6 protein-coding genes are annotated in these 20,705 nt (G+C 60.5%); 3 read left to right on the forward strand and 3 right to left on the reverse strand.

Features of this window, described 5'->3' with window-relative positions:
* Positions 1–31: 31 nt before the first annotated feature.
* Complete coding sequence (gap, locus tag IM313_RS01910) at positions 32–1,033, reverse strand: type I glyceraldehyde-3-phosphate dehydrogenase (RefSeq protein ID WP_028013079.1); 1,002 nt, start codon at positions 1,031–1,033, stop codon at positions 32–34.
* A gap of 188 nt (positions 1,034–1,221) precedes the next feature.
* On the opposite strand from gap, the gene cybB reads away from it, so the two are divergent.
* Positions 1,222–1,752 carry a cytochrome b561 gene (gene cybB / locus IM313_RS01915; protein ID WP_032644876.1) on the forward strand — a complete coding sequence of 177 codons (531 nt, stop codon included), beginning with the start codon at positions 1,222–1,224 and terminating at the stop codon, positions 1,750–1,752.
* A 44-nt stretch (positions 1,753–1,796) separates the two neighbouring features.
* Here the strand turns inward: cybB and IM313_RS01920 are convergent, their stop codons facing one another.
* Positions 1,797–2,864 carry an oxidoreductase gene (locus IM313_RS01920; RefSeq protein WP_192971041.1) on the reverse strand — a complete coding sequence of 356 codons (1,068 nt, stop codon included), beginning with the start codon at positions 2,862–2,864 and terminating at the stop codon, positions 1,797–1,799.
* Between the two features lie 13 nt (positions 2,865–2,877).
* Entirely contained in the window at positions 2,878–3,621 is a 744-nt protein-coding gene (locus tag IM313_RS01925) for a DeoR/GlpR family DNA-binding transcription regulator (protein ID WP_028013082.1), read from the reverse strand.
* A 716-nt stretch (positions 3,622–4,337) separates the two neighbouring features.
* On the opposite strand from IM313_RS01925, the gene IM313_RS01930 reads away from it, so the two are divergent.
* Positions 4,338–5,675, forward strand: a complete 1,338-nt coding sequence (locus tag IM313_RS01930; RefSeq protein WP_041910078.1) for a TolC family outer membrane protein — start codon at positions 4,338–4,340, stop codon at positions 5,673–5,675.
* 121 nt (positions 5,676–5,796) lie between these two features.
* A partial coding sequence (locus IM313_RS01935) for an Ig-like domain-containing protein (protein ID WP_193056083.1) occupies positions 5,797–20,705 on the forward strand: 14,909 nt, incomplete at its 3' end.

Here is a 20,705-nt window from a genome sequence, read left to right on the forward strand (position 1 = left end):
CATTGGGGAGAGGGTTAGGGTGAGGGGAGAATCACAGCGCCGCAAACTTATCCAGCGTCCGCACCAGCTGCGTCACAAACCCATACTCGTTGTCATACCAGGCAACGGCTTTCACCAGCTGCAGGTCTCCCGCTTCTGACACCTCCGTCTGCGTGGCGTCAAACACCGAACCATAGTGCGAGCCAATCACATCTGACGACACAATCTCGTCATCGGTATACCCGAACGATTTATTCCCCTGGGTCGCCTTTTTCAACGCGGCGTTGATCTCCTCGACCGTCACCTTTTTACCCAGAATCGCTACCAGCTCGGTTACCGATCCGGTTTTCACCGGCACGCGCTGGGCGTGACCCTTTAGTTTGCCGCTGAGCGCGGGGATCACCAGGCCGATGGCTTTCGCCGCACCGGTGGTATGCGGAATAATATTTTCTGCCGCCGCCCGCGAGGCACGCAGATCTTTCCCGCGCGGGCCATCCACCAGCGCCTGGGTGCCGGTATAGGCATGAATGGTGGTCATGGTGCCCACTTTAATTTCAAACGCGTCGTTCAGGGCTTTTGCCAGCGGGGCGAGGCAGTTGGTGGTGCAGGACGCGACGGAAATAATGGTATCACTGGCGTCAATGGTATCGTCATTCACGCTATAGACGATGGTCTTCATCTCACCCGCGGGCGCCGAAATCAGAACTTTCTTCGCACCGGCGTCCAGGTGCGCCCGCGATTTTTCTTCTGAGGTATAAAAGCCGGTGCACTCCACGACGATATCCACGCCCGCGGCTTTCCACGGAATGTGCTTTGCCTCCTTTTCGGCGTACACCGCGATGGTTTTACCGTCGACAATCAGCGCATCCTCGGTGAAGTCCACGCTCCAGGGGAAGCCACCGTAGTTGGAATCATGCCTGAGCAGGTAGGCCAGGACTTTCGGGGAGGTGAGGTCGTTGATGGCGACGACGGTATTGCTGTCCTGGGTTTCAAGAAGGCGGCGCAGCACAAGGCGTCCAATGCGTCCAAATCCGTTAATGCCAATTTTACTCATGGTGTTCTCCTGTGAACGTGTCGATACGACAGTTTGAACTCATCCAGGCTTAGACCATCACGGGCAGGGCAGCAATTGAAGATGCTTCATGCGAGGGGAAGTATTTGAAAAACCATACAGAAAAGTTAATGAATTTTTAAGGAAAGGAGATTATGTTGGCGCGGTGACTGTTTATTTCAGGAAATCCCATGCGCACTAAATATACAAGCCTTCAAATCACGATTCACTGGCTGGTGTTTTTGTTAATCGTTGTCGCCTACTGCGCGATGGAATTCAGAGGCTTTTTCCCGCGTTCCGATCGACCGCTTATTAACATGATCCACGTCTCCTGCGGCATCTCGGTTCTGGTGCTGATGGTGGCGAGATTGCTGATCCGCCTGAAGTTTCCCGCACCGCCCATTCAGCCTAAACCCAAAGCGATGATTACCGGTATGTCCCACCTTGGGCATCTGATCGTCTATCTGCTGTTTATTGCGCTTCCGCTGATTGGCATTGTAATGATGTATAACCGTGGAAACGACTGGTTCGCCTTTGGTCTGGCGATGCCTCACGCGGCGGAGGGGAATTTTGACCTGGTGGATGTGCTGAAGGAGTGGCACGTTACGCTGGCAAATCTGGGCTATTTCGTGATTGGTCTGCACGCCTTTGCGGCGCTGATGCACCACTATTTCTGGAAAGATAATACTCTTTTGCGCATGATGCCGAATAAGCGTCAGTAGTCTTAAACTCGTGCCGGGCGGCGCAGCGCCACCCGGCTTGTTTTTTAACCCACAAGAACACGCTCTTCATCAGTTAACGCCAGCGTCTGCGTTGACCCCGTCTCTGACGATTTCACCGCCGCTTCCAGAACAGCCATGACCGCTAACGCCTCGACAGGATGAACGGGATTGGCGATCTTCCCGAGCATCGCATCCCGCACGTTGATGTAGTACTGCCGCTGATCGCCCTTTGGCGTGGCAATCGTTTGGGGTTCACCATCAGCTCCGAAGAACACCATGCTGTCGTCGTCTTCGCCCCAGGCGTCGCTGCCGGGGATTACGCCAGCCAGCAGCTGCGCTTCCTGGCGATCGATTCTGGCTTTCACCACGCTGCCTTTGTCCCCGTGAACGGTAAAGCGCGCCGTACCGCCAGCCACCAGCATGCTGGCGTGCAGAACCACCTTATGATCCGGGTAATTGAGGACCACGTGCGCCCAGTCGTTAACCTCTGCGCCGTCGCGCAGCGTGGCAATATTTCCCTGAACAGACTCTGGCAGGCCAAACAGCTGAAGCGTCTGGTCGATCAGGTGAGGGCCCAGGTCAAACCACAGACCGCTGCCGGGGACGTTCTGCTCGCGCCAGCGCACGCGCACTTCCGGGCGGAAGCGGTCAATATGCGACTCCAGATGTTTAACCTTGCCAACCGTGCCTTGCTCAATAATCTGCTTAATGCCGAGGAAATCACTGTCCCAGCGGCGGTTGTGGAAAACGGAGAGCAGAAGCTGCTTTTCATCCGCCAGGGCAATCAGGTCCCGGGCTTCCTGCAAATCCAGAGTGAAAGGCTTATCCACGACCACGTGTTTTCCCGAGTTCAGGGCCAGCGTCGCCAGCGGCGCGTGGGTGGCGTTAGGGGAGGCAATGACCACCAGGTCGACATCAGGATGTTGAATGGCTTCTTCGGGCGTGGCTACCACCAGCACATCCGGAAGATCGCGCTTCACTTTCTCTTCATCACGGGAAGAGACCACCGCCAGCTTGAGCCCGTCCACGGACTGGACCAGCGGGGCATGGAAGGTTTTACCGACAAAACCATACCCGATCAGCGCAATGTTGATTGTTTGAACTTTACTCATGACCTTCTCCACGTTATTGCGCGCACACCGTGACCCGTAATGCGCCAGGGTCCCCAAGCTCAGGCCAGGGACGATCTAAAAAGAGTTGATGAATATCGGTGAGCCCGGAGACCAGATACGGCTCGCAGCGGTTAACTTTCAGGTGATCGGCAACAATCCAGTGCGCATGGCTTGCGGCGAGCATCGCGCGTTTCACCTCGGCATCCGCTTCTTTACCGGCACTCAAACCGAGTTCGGCATGAAGGGCGCACGCCCCAAGAATGGCGATATCGGCCCGATAGCGTGACAGCAGGGACAACGTGGCGCTGCCGGCAAACAGGCGCTGCTTCGGGTCCCATTTTCCACCGAGCAGAATAAGCTCAATGTCTTCCCGGTCGCTAAAATGCTGGGCGATATCCAGCGAGGTAGTGATCACGGTGTGAGGTCCCTGCAGAAAAGTAGCGACGGCCATCACCGTACTGCCGGCATCCAGAAACAAGGTGGAACCCGGCGGAACCGCCTGCGCAACCTGTTTCCCCAAGCGCTGCTTGGTTTCCGGCAACAGGGTATTGCGGCCCTGACGATTCATGGCCGAAAGATTCAGAGCAATAGCCCCGCCGTGATTCTTCTGGGCAAGCCCCTGATTTTCCAGATCGGTCAGATCCCGACGAACGGTATCCGCCGAAACCTGCAGCTTTTCTGCCAGCTCGGTGATGCTGGCCTGACCTTGTTCACTGAGAATATCAAGGACATAGCGTTGACGTGCGGTTTTGTGCATGGGCAGCAATCCTGCAAAATGTCGCAATAAATCGCATAATACAGCATTTTGACGCAGAAGGAAGGAGTATCGTAAACCAGGTTGATGTTTAATTATTGGAATTATATTAAGCGGATATCATTAAGCCGTTCTGAATGTTAACCACAGTGTTAATGTTATGTTTTAATCAACGATTTGGGTTATGTAACCAACGCATTGTCATTAACTGGTGGAATATGCTGATATGTAATTAAAATAAAGCATTTAATGTCTGATTTATGTTTTTTATTAGAATTATTTTTCAACAAATCGATGGCTCTTACTTAAGTTGACACTTCTTTGAAAATCTTTGTGTCTGACCCACTCAGAAATTAACGCAAAAATGTGCGCAGAGGAGATTAAGAATTTTCCTTAAATTACAGTGTGTTTTGATGTTTCATCTGAAAGGCTACTTTCGGAGTTTTGTCCAGAAACCCCATGTTTTTTCTTATATGTAACACCGCATTAACATTGTGGGTGTAGTGGCCTATACCACATTTTGTTATGCTGCAAATCAACTTATGAAATAAGTAATTTCTTAAATTTAATAAGACAAAGGCGGATCTCATCTCCATCGGAAATGGGTATGGGGAGCTTTACCTGAAATTTAGCGAGGAAGTTAAATAAGATATTTGTCTAATTATCTGTACCTCTTTTTGGGTAATTGCTTGAGTATCACTCAGAGTCAGGGAGATAAAATGACGATATTACGCAAGCCTGTTTCACGCCAATTTATAGCTACGCTGGCGTTAATTTCATTAGCCCTAAATACGGCTTATGCCAATAGTGGCGCGGTAGGTATTGCCCCGATGGCAACGACGACCTTAAAGGAAAGTATTCTTTTCGCTATCGATCGCGATCCGTCAATTAGCCAGCAGGCCGCGCAGTTAGGTATTGGTCAGGCGCAAATAGACGAGGCGCGCAGCGGCTGGATGCCGCAAATAGCGTTGAACGGGAGTACGGGGCATAGCCAGACCACCGATTCCAGCGGTTCGCTGAAGAATTCTGCGGCCTGGGGGGTGAGCCTGACCCAGCTGATATACGATTTTGGCAAGACCAACAACAGCATCAGCCAGTCTTCCGCACAGCGCGATAGCTACCGCTACCAGCTGATGAGCACGCTTTCTGACGTGGCGGAAAAAACGGCGCTCGGCTACGTGGAGGTCAAACGTTATTCCGACCTGCTACAGGCGGCAAAAGAGAATGTTCAGGCACTGAAAAACGTGGAGCAGCTGGCAAAACTGCGCGCCGATGCGGGCGTGAGTTCCACCTCCGATGAACTCCAGACCCGCACGCGTATTGCCGGCATGCAGGCGACGGTGGCGCAGTATAACGCTGCGTTGAACAGCGCCCGCGCAAGGCTCGCGGTATTAACCGGAATGCAGGCAGATCATTATTCGCCGGTACCCGCAAACCTCGCCGTTGAGCCGGATTCGCTCAACCGCATTGATTATTCGTTAATACCGGCGGTAATGGCCGCGCAGAATATGGAACGTTCGGCCCAGTATGGCGTTGAAACGGCGAAGTCCCAGCACTGGCCAACCCTGAGCCTGAAGGGGGGACGCACGCGTTACGAGTCGGACAACCGCTCATACTGGGACGACCAGATCCAGCTCAATATTGACGCACCGCTTTATCAGGGCGGCGCGGTATCCGCACGCGTGCGTCAGGCTGAGGGTGCACGGGCGATGGCGTCCTCTCAGGTCGATCAGGCGCGTTTCGACGTGCTGCAAAAGGCCTCCGTCGCGCAAGCTGACTGGACCGGCGCACGGGGAAGAATGGAGGCCGGGAAACGGCAGCTGGAAAATGCGCTGCGGGCCCGCGAGGTTTATAAAAATGAATACACCCTGAGCAAGCGGAGCATTAATGATTTGCTCAGCGTTGAGCAGGATGTCTGGCAGGCCACGTCGGCGAAAATAATTGCCGAGTATGATGGCTGGAGTTCGGCAATTAATTATGCTTCCGCGGTTGATAATTTAATGCCGCTTATTGGAATAGAGAAAAACGCTGCCGCAAAATTACCCGATTTGAGTTAACAAAAGCCACGCATAGCTGCACGAAATAAGTCTGAAAATAATGGGTGTTTTTTCCCAGGGATAGCTACATCCGTCTGGTGGATATATCCACAGGGATCCGTACACCTGCAAGGAGAGGAATATGAGTAACGTAAAGGTTGTTGATGTCATCATTCGCAAAACGGCGGAGAAAACGAAATTAACCGGCGAAGGAAATCTGTCGGTCTCTATTTCATCGCCGAGCGTGATTGAAATTCAGGGCTCTGCTCAGGACGTGGTACGTTATGTCCGCCAGGGTAAAGACCTTCTCATTTATATGAAGGACGGCAGCGTTATTCGCTGCAATAACTATTTTGTTGAAGATCCTGAAACCCAACATCAGTCAGAGCTGGTGTTCAACGACGGGCAGGAACTGACTCATCTCTCTTTTGCCGATGCCGGGGAAGCGTCAGGCGTTGCCGCTACTGAATTAACCGCGCAGGCCACACCCATTAGCAGCATTGAACCCTTCCTTGAGCAGGGAAGCGCCCTGAGCGATGCCCCGTGGGGCTGGATTGCAGGGGCGGCGTTAGGCGGCGGTGCTATCGGCGCACTGCTGGCCCACGGCGGTGACGGCGAAACCAAAACGAAAGTCATTGATAACACAAAAGAAGTGGAAAGCGCCACGCCGACCTTCCTGCTGTCGGACAAGGTGGGCGACAAGCAGGGAGTGCTGAGCGCAAACGCCCTCACGGACGATAACGCGCCGACCTTCAGCGGTACCGGTCAGCCGGGCGCGACCATCCAGATTAAAGACGGCAGCGGCAGCACCATCGCCAGCGCGATGGTCGGTAAAGACGGCACCTGGACGGTAAAACTCCCGACCCAGGCCGACGGAGAGCACACCTGGTCGGTGGTGCAGATCGACGGCAGTAAAACCACGTCAGCGGGCAACATCACCGTGACCGTTTCTACGTCCGAGGCCACGCTTACGCTGGCGACAACGGCGGGTGACAACGTGATTAACGCCAGCGAACAGTCCGCAGGCTTTACGCTGTCCGGCAGCAGCCAGCATCTGGCGCAGGGAACCGACGTTTCCGTAACGCTGAACGGAAAAATCTACACCGCTCAGGTGGGAGCAGACGGCGCGTGGAGCGTTAACGTGCCTGCGGCAGACGCGCAGGCGCTCAGCGACGGTACCTGGACCGTCAGCGTCAGCGGCAAAGACGCGGCGGGTAACACCGTGAGCGGAAGCCAGACGATTGGCGTGGATACCGCTGCGCCAACGCTCTCCGTCGATACGCTCGCGCAGGACAACATCATTAATGCCGCTGAGCACAACCAGCCGCTGACGCTGAGTGGTAAAACCAACGCGGAAGCCGGGCAGATTGTGACGGTGACGCTGAACGGCAAAAATTATAACGCCACGGTGGGCAGCGACGGCACCTGGTCCGTCACGCTGGCGGCCAGCGAGGTGCAGGCCCTCAATGAAGGTCACCACACCCTGACGGTGAACGTCAGCGACAAAGCTGGCAACGGCTCGTCCGTGACCGCGGATTTCACGGTAGATACCAACGCGCCGGTCGTCACCATCAACACCGTCGCGGGCGACGATATCCTCAACACCAGCGAGCAGGGCCAGGCGCAGATTATTTCCGGGCAGGCGAGCGGCGCGGCGGCAGGCGATGTCGTCACCGTGACCGTTGGCGGCCAGACCTTCACCGGCGTCGTACAGGCAGACGGCAGCTGGAGCGTGGGCGTTCCTGCCTCCGTCGTCGGCGCGCTGGGTGAGGGCAACCACACCATTGCCGTCTCCGTCACCGACGCAGCGGGGAACACCGGTAGCGCCACGCACGGCATTGCGCTGAGCGGCAACCCGCCGGAATTTACGATTGACGCCATCAGCCAGGACAACGTGCTGAATGCCCGGGAGGCGATGCAGCCGCTGAGCCTGAGCGGCACCAGCAACCTGCCGGACGGCAGCGCCGTTACCGTGACGCTGAATAACGTCAGCTATCAGGCGACCGTCGAAAACGGTATCTGGGCGGTTCAGGTGCCGGTATCCGACGTCCTGAATCTGGCGAACACCCTTTATAGCGTCAGCGTCAGCGGCACCGACAGCGTGGGTAACAGCGGCTCCGCAGAGGCGAATCTGCTGGTCGATACCGTGCTGCCGAAGGTGATCATTAACACCTTTGCGGGGGATAACCTGGTTAATAACGCCGAAGCGGGCGTGGACCAAACCCTCAGTGGCCGCGTTACCGGCGCGGCGGCGGGCGATACGGTGTCTGTTACCGTTGGCGGTAAGAGTTACAGCGCCACGGTGGGCAGCGATCTGACCTGGAACGTCACGATCCCTTCAGCGGATCTTCAGGCGTTCGGCGACGGGGATTTGACCTTTACCGCCTCCGTGACCAACGGGCACGGTAATACCGGCACCGGCGAGCGCGATATCAATATCAACGCGGAACTGCCGGGTCTGCGCGTAAACACCATTTCCGGCGATGACGTAATCAACGCCATCGAGCAACAGCAGGATCTGACCGTCACCGGCGCCAGCACCCATCTGGCCGCAGGTACGCCGATTGTCGTCACCATCAACAACGTCGACTATCAGGCCGTGGTGACCGCCAGCGGCGGCTGGAGCATTGGCGTTCCTGCTGCGGATCTGCAGGCCTGGACGGCCGGAGGTATGACGGTCAGCGTCAGCGCGGAAGATGCCTGGGGCAACACCGTTGCGGCTGAACACCCGATTGAACTCGATCTCCACGCCGTGGCGGTCACCATTGATACCGTCTCCGGCGATGACCTGCTGAACGCGGCAGAAAAAGGGAGCGATTTAACCCTTTCCGGCCAGACGCAGGGCGTGGAGGCGGGGCAAACCGTGGTGGTGAAATTTGCCGACCAGACTTTTACCGCGCAGGTGCAGCAGGATGGCTCCTGGAGCCTGACCGTCCCGGCGCACGCCATGGAAACGCTGATTGACGGGCGGGCGCAGGTAAGCGTCAGCGTGACCAACGTCAGCGGCAACAGCGCGGACGCCTCACGCGTGGTGACCGTCGATACGCAGCCGCCGACCATTACGCTCGATAATCTGACCGACGACAACATCATCAATGCGGCAGAAGCGCAGCAGGATCTGCTGCTCAGCGGCAGCACAACCGCTGAAGCGGGCCAGACGGTCACCGTGACGCTGAACGGCAAAAACTATCAAACTACCGTGCAAGCTGACGGCACCTGGACGCTGAACGTGCCTGCCGCCGACGTTGGCGCGCTGGCAGACGGCACTGTCACCGTGACGGCCTCCGTCAGCGACGTGGCAGGTAACAGCAGCAGTGCGGACCGCGTTGGGCTGGTGGATGCCACCGTGCCGCAGGTGACCATTAATGACTTTGTCACCGACACCAACACCGTTAACCAGCTGGCCCATTCTCAGGCGCAGATCCTGAGCGGCTCCGTCACCGGCGCGGCGGCGGGCGATTTGGTCACCATCACTATTAATAACGTGGACTACACCACCGCGGTGGACGCGGCGGGCAACTGGAGCCTCGGCCTGCCTGCATCCGTCGTTCAGGGGCTGACGGACGGCACATGGACCATTAACGTCTCCGTGACCGATCGGTCCGGCAACACCGGCAGCAGTTCTCTGGATGTGGTGGTGAATACCGTGACGCCTGTTATCGGTATTAACACCCTGGCCGTAGATGACGTGATCAATGCGGCAGAGAAGGGTGAAGATCTGCTGCTTTCCGGTACCAGCAACCAGCCGGAAGGGACCACCATCACCGTAAATCTGAACGGTATCAACTACACCACCACCACTAATGCCAGCGGCAGCTGGAGCGTCACCGTGCCTGCCTCTGCGGTGAGCGCGCTGGGCGAAGCCAATTACACCGTGACGGCGAGCGTTACCGATAATGTGGGCAACAGCGCCTCAACCTCGCACGATGTGCTGGTGGACAGCGCGTTGCCGGTCGTCACTATCAACACTTTCGCGACCGACAATATCGTCAACGCGGCGGAAGTCACCGCAGGGCAAACCCTGACCGGGAAGGTCTCTAACGCGGCATCGGGCGATACCGTCACGATTATCCTCGGCGGGCAGACATACACCGCTACCGTGCAGGACGATCTCTCATGGAGCCTGCCGTTAACCGAGAGCCAGTTAACCGCGCTCGGCAACGGCGAACTGACCGTATCGGCCAGCGTTACCAACGCGCACGGTAATACCGGTTCGTCTTCGCTGGACTTCACCATCGACGCCCAACTGCCGGGCCTGCGTATTGATACCGTGGCGGGTGATGACGTCATTAACGTCATTGAGCACGCTCAGATCCTGATTGTTTCCGGTTCAAGCACCGATCTGGCAGCGGGCAGCACCGTCACGGTGACCATTAACGGCAAGATCTATTCCGCAACCGTACTGGCGGACGGTACCTGGCAGGCGGCGGTTCCGGCAGCGGACGTGTCCCAGTGGGCGGACGGTTCGCTGGATATCAATGCAAGCGCGCAGGATCCTTCCGGCAACCCGGTGACTATCGGCACCATCGTGGACGTCGATCTCGCGCCGGTCGCCGTCAGCATCAACAGCGTGACCGCGGACAACGTGCTCAACGCGGCAGAAAAAGGTCAGGATCTGGTGCTTTCCGGCTCCTCAGCGAACGTAGAAGCGGGCCAGACCGTCACCATCACCTTTGCGGGTAAAACCTACACCACGACGGTGAACGCCAACGGCGACTGGACGTACACCGTACCGGCAGCCGATTTGAGCGGCCTGAAGGACGGCGACGCCAGCGTGAAGGTCAGCGTGAGCAACGTGAACGGCAACGCGGCGTCGTCTGCGCAGGAGTTCAGCGTCGATACCGCCGCGCCAACGGTGACCATCAATACCATCAGCGGCGATAACATGCTGAACGCGGCTGAGGCAGCGCAGGATCTGACCCTGAGCGGGACGTCCACTGCCGAAGCAGGCCAGACGGTCACCGTAACCTTCAACGGCAACCAGTACACCGCGCAGGTGCAGGCCGACGGCAGCTGGACGCTGGACGTGCCGGCAGCCGATCTGGCGGGCATCACCGACGGTAACGCCACGGTCACGGCTTCCGTATCCGACAAAGCGGGCAACCCGGCCAGCGCGGACGCCTCCGTGCTGGTGGATACCACCGTGCCGCAGATTAGTTTTAACATCGTTGCGGGCGACGACATCGTGAATATTGCCGAGCACGGCCAGGCGCTGATCGTCTCCGGCAAGGTCACGGGCGCGCAGGCGGGTGACGTCATTACCGTCACCCTGAACGGCAAAGACTACACCGCGATGCTGGACGCGTCCGGAAGCTGGAGCGTGGGCGTTCCGGCGGCAGACGTGGGCGCGCTGGCTAACGGCGAGCAGACGATTTCCGCGATCCTCACCGACAAAGCGGGTAACAGCACCACCGCCACGCATGAATTTGACGTCTCCCTGGCCGCGCCGGAGATCGCCATCAATACCCTGGCGCTTGACGACGTGATTAACGCGGTGGAGAAAGGCCAGGATCTGCTGATTTCGGGCACCAGCAACCAGCCGGAAGGTACAGCCATTACGGTGATCCTGAACGGCATCAGCTACGCCGCGACCACCAACGCCAGCGGCGGCTGGAGCGTGACCGTTCCGGCGGCGAACGTCTCTGCGCTGGGCGAAGCGACCTATACCGTCACGGCAAGCGTGACCGATAGCGCAGGCAACGGCGCGAACGCCAGCCACAGCGTGCTGGTCGACAGCGCGCTGCCGCAGGTCACCATTAACGCAATCGCCATCGATGACGTGATTAACGCGGCAGAAGTCGCTTCCGGACAAACCCTGAGCGGGAAGGTGAGCGGCGCTGCGAGCGGTGACACTGTCACCCTTTCAATCGGCGGCAATACGTATACCGCGACGGTTCAGGACGATCTGAGCTGGTCGGTCAACGTGCCTTCCGCGGTCTTAACCGCCATCGGTAACGGCGATCTGACGGTGTCAGCCAGCGTCACTAATGGCCACGGCAACACCGGAACCGGCGAGCGCGACATCACCATCGACGCCAATCTGCCGGGCCTGCGCGTCGATACCGTGGCGGGCGACGACGTGATTAACAGCATTGAGCATGCGCAGAACCTGATTATCACCGGCTCCAGCGACGGCCTGGCAGCGGGCACGGCGCTGAGCGTGATCGTCAACGGCAAAACCTACGCGGCCACGGTGCTGGCAGACGGTACCTGGACGGCGGCCATTCCGGCGGCAGACGTCAGCGCGCTCGGCGCAGGCACGGTCACCGTGAAGGTCGAGGGAAATAGCGCGGCAGGCAACCCGGTCTCCATCAGCCACGACGTGAAGGTCGATCTGGCGACGGTTGCTATCAGCATTGACGCGATTGCTACCGACGACGTGATTAATGCGGCAGAAAAAGGCGCAGATCTGGTGCTTTCAGGTACCACCAGCAACGTGGAAGAGAACCAGACGGTTTACATCACGTTCGGCGGCAAGTCCTACACGGCGAAAGTGGATGCCAGCGGCAACTGGACGGCGACCGTGCCGTCGGCAGATCTGGCTGGCCTGAAGGATGGCGACGCCAGCGTGCAGGTGAGCGTCACCAACGTGAACGGCAACAGCGCCTCGGCGGGACGCGAGTACGGCGTGGACGCCACCGCGCCGACGGTCTCCATCGAAATCGTCAGCGACAACAACATCATCAATGCCGCCGAAGCGCAGCAGGATCTGGTCGTCAACGGCGTCTCTAACGCCGAAGCGGGCCAGACCGTGACCGTCACGCTGAACGGCGTGGATTACACCACCACCGTGCAGGCCAACGGCAGCTGGAGCGTGACCGTGCCTTCTGCGGATGTGGGCGCGATTAACGACGGGAACTATACCGTCAGCGCCGTCGTGTCGGACAAAGCGGGCAACCCGGCCTCCGCGGCTCGCGATGTGCTGGTCGATACCACCGTGCCACAGCTGACCATCAACACCGTTTCCGATGACGATGTGATCAACAGCGCCGAGCATGGGCAGGCTCTGATCGTCACCGGCTCAGTGACCGGCGCGGCGGCGGGCGACGTGGTGACCGTCACCATCAATAACAAAGATTACACGGCGACGCTGGATGCGTCCGGCAACTGGAGCGTGGGCGTGCCTGCGGCGGACGTCGGTGCCCTGACCGCCGGGGATTACACCATCACCGCGGCGCTGACCGACAAAGCCGGAAACAGCAACAGCGCGACGCGCGAGGTGGAAGTCAACCTGAGCGCGCCGGTGCTGACCATCGACACCGTCTCCGGTGACGATGTGATCAACAGCAGCGAGAAAACGCAGGATCTGACCATCACCGGTACGGCTTCCGGACTGGCGGCGGGCGCGGTGGTGACCGTGATGCTCAACGGCAAAGCCTACAGCGCCACGGTTGAGGCCAACGGTAAATGGTCCACGACGGTTCCGGCGAGCGAAGTGGGTCAGTTGGGTGAAGCGCTTTACACCGTCACTGCCTCGGCAACGGACAGCGTCGGCAACGGCACCAGCACCTCGCACACCGTCAACGTTGAGTCCGTTCTGCCGGGGGTGATTATCAACACCGTCGCCGGTGACGACGTGATTAACGCGGCGGAGCTGGCTGCCGGCCAGACCATTAGCGGTAAGGTGGTGAATGCCGAGGCGGGCAACACCGTAACCGTAACGATTGGCGGCAACAGCTACACCGCAACGGTACAGAGCGATCTGACCTGGTCCGTCGATGTACCGGAATCGGTCCTGACGGCGCTGGGCAACGGCGATCTGACTGTAACCGCCAGCGTGACGAACGGCGTGGGCAACAGCGGCAGCGGCGAGCGTGAGATCGCGATAGACGCCAGCCTGCCGGGCCTGCGCGTGGACACCGTGGCGGGCGACGACGTGATCAACAGCATCGAACACGGACAGAACCTGATTATCACCGGCTCCAGCGACGGGCTGGCGGCGGGTGCGGCGCTGACCGTGACCGTCAACGGCAAAACCTATCCCGCGACGGTACTAGCGGATGGTACATGGAGCGCGGCTCTCCCTTCTGCGGACGTAAGTGCCCTGGCAGCGGGCACGGTCACCGTGACCGTTGAAGGCCAGAGCAGCGCGGGCAATCCGGTTTCCATCAGCCACAATGTGACGGTGGATCTGGCGAACGTCGCTATCAGCATCGACGCCATTGCCACTGACGACGTGATTAACGCGGCGGAGAAAGGGGCGGATCTGGAGCTCTCCGGCACCACCTCAAACGTGGAGGAAAATCAAACCGTCACCATCACCTTCGGCGGCAAGAACTACACCGCCACGGTGGACGCTGAGGGTAAATGGACCGCCACGGTGCCGGCTGCGGATCTGGCGGGCCTGAAGGACGGTGACGCCAGCGTGCAGGTGAGCGTTACCAACGTCAACGGCAACAGCGCCTCTGCGGGCCGCGAGTACAGCGTGGATGCCACCGCGCCGTCCGTCACCATCAATACGATTGCGACCGACGACATTCTGAACGCCACGGAAGCGCAGTCTGACCTGGCGATTTCCGGCAGCAGCACCGCCGAAGCGGGCCAGACCGTGACCGTGACGCTGAACGGCAAGGACTACACCACAACCGTCGGCGCGGACGGCAGCTGGACGCTGAACGTTCCGGCGGCGGATCTGGCGGCGCTTAATGACGGCAGCGTCACCGTTACCGCGAGCGTGAGCGACAAGGCGGGCAACCCGGCATCCGTAAACCATAACCTGACGGTGGACGTGACCGTCCCTGCAGTCACCATCAACGCCGTGGCGGGCGACGACGTGATTAACGTCGCCGAACACGGTCAGGCGCAGATTATCAGCGGCACCGCCATCGGCGCGGCAGCGGGCGATAAGGTCACCGTTACCATCGGCGGCCAGACTTACACCACCATACTGGACGCGGCGGGTAACTGGAGCGTGGGCGTCCCGGCCAGCGTGATTTCCGGCCTCAGCGACGGCACCGTGACCGTCACTGCGTCTGTTACCGACGCGGCGGGCAACACCGGCAGCGGCAGCCATAACGTGACCGTCGATACCGGGCTGCCGTCCGTGGGCTTTAACGCCATCAGCGGCGATAACGTTCTGAATGCGGTGGAAAAAGGTCAGGATCTGAGCGTCAGCGGCACCAGCGCCAACCTGGCGGAAGGCACCGTGGTGACCGTGACCCTGAACGGTAAAAACTACACCGCAACGACCGCTGCGGACGGCACCTGGAGCCTGACGGTTCCGGCTGCGGATCTGGCCGGTCTCGGTCAGGCCAGTTACACCCTCAATGCGACCGCCACCAACGGCGTGGGCAACAGCGTGAGCAGCGCTGCGAACCTGCTGGTCGACACCGCGCTGCCGACCGTCACCATCAACACCGTGGCGGGCGATAACGTTATCAACGCGGCGGAAGTGGCGGCAGGCCAGACCCTGAGCGGTACCGTGGCGAATGCCGAAGCGGGCAACACCGTAACCGTGACCGTTGGCGGCAACAGCTATACCGCAACGGTGCAGAACGATCTGAGCTGGTCCGTGAACGTGCCGTCTGATGTGCTGACCGCACTCGGCAACGGCAGCCTGAGCGTGACGGCAACCGTCACCAACGGCCACGGCAACACCGGCAGCGGCGAGCGTGAGATCGCGATAGACGCTAACCTGCCGGGCCTGCGCGTGAACACCGTGGCGGGCGACGACGTGGTCAACAGCATTGAGCATGCGCAGAACCTGATCGTCACCGGCTCCAGCGACGGGCTGGCGGCGGGCACGGCGCTGACCGTTACCGTGAACGGCAAAGACTATGCGGCGACGGTGCTGGCGGACGGCACCTGGAGCGCGGCGGTTCCGTCTGCGGACGTGAGCGCGTGGCCGGAAGGCACAGTAAAAATCAGCGTCACCGGCGACAGCGCGGCGGGTAACCCGATCACCATCAGCCACGACGTGACCGTGGATCTGGCTACCGTTGCCATCAGCATCAACGCCATTGCCACCGACGACGTGATCAACGCGGCGGAGAAAGGTGCGGATCTGGTGCTGTCCGGCGCGACCACTAACGTGGAAGCCGGGCAGACCGTCACCCTGAGCCTGAACGGTAAAATCTACACCACTACTGTAGAAGCAGACGGCAACTGGACCTATACCGTGCCGGCTGCGGATCTGGCGGGCCTCAAGGACGGCGACGCCAGCCTGCAGGTGAGCGTCACCAACGTGAACGGCAACAGCGCCTCGGCGGGCCGCGAGTACAGCGTGGATGCCACCGCGCCATCCGTCACCATTAATACGATGGCGACTGACGACATCCTGAACGCCACGGAAGCGCAGTCTGACCTGACGGTTTCCGGCACCAGCACCGCCGAAGCGGGCCAGACCGTGACCGTGTCGCTGAACGGCAAAGACTACACCACAACCGTCAGCGCGAACGGCAGCTGGACGCTGAACGTTCCGGCAGCGGATCTGGCGTCGCTCAGCGACGGCAGCGTCACCGTGACCGCGAGCGTAAGCGACAAGGTGGGCAACCCGGCATCCGTAAACCATAACCTGACGGTGGACGTGACCGTGCCTGCGGTGACCATCAACACCGTGGCGGGCGATGACGTGATTAACCTCGCTGAGCACGCGCAGGCGCAAATCATCAGCGGCACCGCCACAGGCGCGGCAGCGGGCGATAAGGTCACCGTCACGATTGGCGGCCAGACGTACACCACCGTGCTGGACGCGGCGGGGAACTGGAGCGTGGGCGTTCCGGCCAGCGTGATTTCCGGCCTCAGCGACGGCACCGTGACCGTCACTGCGTCTGTTACCGACGCGGCGGGCAACACCGGCAGCGGCAGCCATAACGTTACCGTGGACACCGGGCTGCCGTCCGTGGGCTTCAACGCCATCAGCGGCGATAACGTCCTGAACGCGGTGGAAAAAGGTCAGGAACTAAGCGTCAGCGGCACCAGCGCCAACCTCGCGGAAGGCACCCTGGTGAGCGTGACCCTCAACGGCAAAAACTACACCGCGACGACCGCCGCAGACGGCACCTGGAGCCTGACGGTTCCGGCGGCGGATCTGGCGGGTCTGGGCGAAGCGAATTACACCCTGAGCGCAGCCGCGACCAACGGCGTGGGCAATAGCGTCAGCAATACGGCGAACCTGCTGGTCGACACCGCGCTGCCGACCGTCACCATCAACACCGTGGCGGGTGATAACGTCATCAACGCGGCAGAAGTGGCGGCAGGCCAGACCATCACCGGTAAGGTGGCGAACGCGGAAGCCGGTAACACGGTGACGGTGAACATCGGCGGCAACAGCTACACCGCGACGGTGCAGAGCGATCTGACCTGGTCCGTGAGCGTGCCGGAGTCCGTCCTGACGGCCTTGGGCAACGGCGATTTGACAGTTTCGGCGACCGTCACCAACGGCCACGGCAATACCGGCGCGGGCGAGCGCGAAATCGTTATAGACGCCAGCCTGCCGGGTCTGCGTATCAATACCGTGGCGGGCGATGATGTGATCAACAGCATCGAGCACGGACAGAACCTGATCGTCACCGGTTCCAGCGACGGGCTGGCGGCGGGCACCACGCTCACCGTGACCGTTAACGGCAAAACCTATGCGGCCTCCGTGCTGGCGAACGGTACCTGGAGCGCGGCGATCCCGGCCGCAGACGTGGGTGCCCTGGCAGCAGGCGCGGTGACCGTCACCGTGGCAGGCCAGAGCAGCGCGGGCAACCCAGTCTCCATCAGTCACGACGTCACCGTCGATCTGGCGGCCGTGGCGATCAGCATCGATGCGATCGCCACCGACGACGTGATTAACGCGGCGGAGAAAGGCGCGGATCTTGTGCTCTCGGGCAGCACCTCGAACGTGGAGGAAAACAAGACCGTCACAATCGCCTTCGGCGGCAAAACCTACACCGCGAAAGTGGATGCCGACGGCAACTGGACGGCCACCGTGCCTTCCGCGGATCTCGCGGGCCTGAAGGACGGCGACGCCAGCGTGCAGGTGAGCGTCACCAACGTGCACGGCAACAGCGCGACGGCAGGCCGCGAGTACAGCGTGGATGCGACCGCGCCGACCGTGACGATTGATACGGTGGCAGGTGATAACGTGATTAACGGCAGCGAAGCGGCTGCGGGCGTGGCCATCTCCGGCACCACCACGGCGGAAGCCGGGCAGACGGTCACCGTGACGCTGGGCGGCAAGAGCTATACCGCTCAGGTGCAGCAGGGTGGTATCTGGAGCGTCAACGTACCGGGCACTGACCTCTCCGCACTGGCCGATAACGGCTACACCGTGCAGGTCAGCGTGAGCGACGCCGCGGGTAACCCGGGCAGCGCGGGCAAAGCGATTACGCTTGATACCACACCGCCGTCCGTCAGCTTTAACGTCGTGGCGGGCGATGACGTCATCAACAGCGTGGAGCACGGGCAGGCGCAGATCGTGAGCGGCACGGCAACCGGCGCGAGCGTCGGCGATAAGCTGGTCATCACCATCGGTTCAAACCAGTACACCACCACCGTTGACGCCAGCGGCAACTGGAGCGTGGGCGTTCCGGCCAGCGTGATTTCTGCCCTGACCGACGGCACCGTGACCATTAGCGCGACCATTACCGACAGCGCGGGCAACAGCAGCACCCAGACTCACGATGTGGTGGTGAATACGGCTTCCGTGGCGCTGACGGTGAATACCCTCAGCGGTGACGACGTCATCAACGCGACAGAAGCGGGTAGTTCGCTGGTGATTAACGGCTCCAGCGCCCAGTTCGCCAGCGGGACGCAGGTCACCGTGACGCTGAACGGCAAGACCTATACGGCCGCCATCCAGAACGACGGCAGCTGGACGACCACCGTTCCGGCCGCAGACGTGGGTGCCCTGGCCGATGGCGCGAGCTATCAGGTATCCGTGTCGGCGCAGGACAGCGCGGGCAACAGCGCCTCGGCGACGCACGGCATCAGCGTGGATACCACCGCGCCTGTCGTGAGCATTGCGACACTGTCGGGTGACGACATGCTGAACGCGCTGGAAGCGCAGCAGCCGCTGACGGTACACGGATCGTCCAGCGCGGAGGCGGGCCAGACCGTCACCGTGACGCTGGGCGGCAAAACCTACACTGCGCTGGTGGGCAGCGACGGCACCTGGACGCTCGATGTGCCGGCGGCAGATCTGGCTATCCTGAGCCAGGGGGCGCTGACGGTCACCGCGTCGGTCAACGACAAAGCCGGTAACGGCGGCCAGACCACGCACACCTTAACGGTGGATACCGCTGCGCCGACCGTGACCATCAGCACCGTGGCGGATGACGATATCGTCAACAATGCGGAGCAGCTGGCGGGTCAGACCATCCGCGGCACCACCACGGCAGAACAGGGCCAGACGGTGACCGTTTCCTTCAGCGGGCACAGCTATCAGGCGACCGTCGGGGCGGACGGAACGTGGTCGGTCTTCGTGCCGGGGCGTGATTTCCTCGGCCTGAGCGACGGGGATTACACCATTACCGCGTCGGTAAGCGACAGGGCGGGCAACCCGGGTAGCGCAACGCATGACGTGACGCTGAACGGTGATGTCCCAACCATCACCATTAACACTTTTGCGCAGGACGATATCGTCAACGCGGCCGAACACGGCACGCCGCTGGTCGTCAGCGGCACCACCGACGCGCCTGCGGGCCAGACGGTGACCATCACCCTGAACGGCAAAACCTACGCGGCGACCGTGCAGAATGACGGCACCTGGAGCTACACGGTGGGCAGCGCAGACGTCACCGCCCTGGCAGACGGCGGTTCGTACGTGATTAAGGCGCAGGTCAGCAACGCCATCGGCAACAGCGCCAGCGATAACCACACCGTCACCGTCGATCTCACCGCGCCGTCGATGGGCATCAGCATTGATTCGCTGCAAAACGACACCGGCCTGAGCGCGACGGATTTCATCACCAACGATAAGCAGGTAGTGGTCAACGGCTCCCTGACCGCGCAGCTCGGCAATAACGAGAAGGCGCAGATCAGCCTCGACGGCGGCACCACCTGGATTGACCTGACGGTGACCGGCACCACGTGGCGCTACACCGATGGCCGCACCCTGACGGACGGTTCGTATCAGTACCAGGTGCGGGTGATCGATAGCGCGGGCAACGTGGGGGCAACGGACAGCCAGGACGTGGTGATTGACCTGACGAAGCCTGCGGCAACGACCATTACCGTGGATTCCGTCACCCAGGATACAGGCCTGTCCGGCAGCGACTTTATCACCAGCGACAACCAGATCAGCCTGAAAGGGACGCTCGGCGCGGCGCTGGGCAGCGGCGACCACGCGCAGATCAGCCTCGACGGCGGCGTCACCTGGACCGACGTCAGCGTGAGCGGTCTGACCTGGACCTACGTGGACGGTCGTACGCTGGCCGACGGGGATTACAACTACCAGCTGCGCGTGATTGACGACGCGGGCAACATCAGCGCCACCGCCAGCCAGGTCGTGACGATTGATACGGTTGCGCCGGACGCCAGCAAAACGATCGCTATCGACAGCATCAGCGACGATACCGGCCTGAGCAGCAGCGACTTTATCACCAACGATACGTCACTGACGCTGCACGGCTCGCTCGGCGCGACGCTGGCCGACGGCGAGTATGCCCAGATCAGCATCGACGGCGGCGTCACCTGGCAGAACGTGATTGTCACCGGCAACAGCTGGTACTACGTGGACGGACGTACGCTGGGTAACCAGACCTATGACTACTACGTGCGCGTGGTGGATGCGGCGGGCAACGTGGGCGCCAGCGCCCATCAGCAGGTGACCGTCGATACGGTCGCCCCGGATGCGGCGATTACGGTGACGGTGGATAACATCACCGTGGATACCGGCTTCGACAATAACGACTTCCTGACCAGTTCGACCTCGTACACCCTGCATGGCACGCTTGGCGCAGAGTTAGGGGCGGGTGAGTACGTGCAGGTGAGCATGGACGGCGGCAGCACCTGGGTGTATGCCACGATAAGCGGTACCCAGTGGCGCTATAACGACACGCGCACTCTGGCCGACGGGGATTACAGCTATCAGGTGCGGGTTGTCGATCAGGCGGGCAACGTCGG

Origin of the sequence: Enterobacter cloacae complex sp. P2B, from assembly GCF_014895985.1 — a bacterium.
GTDB lineage: Bacteria > Pseudomonadota > Gammaproteobacteria > Enterobacterales > Enterobacteriaceae > Enterobacter > Enterobacter bugandensis.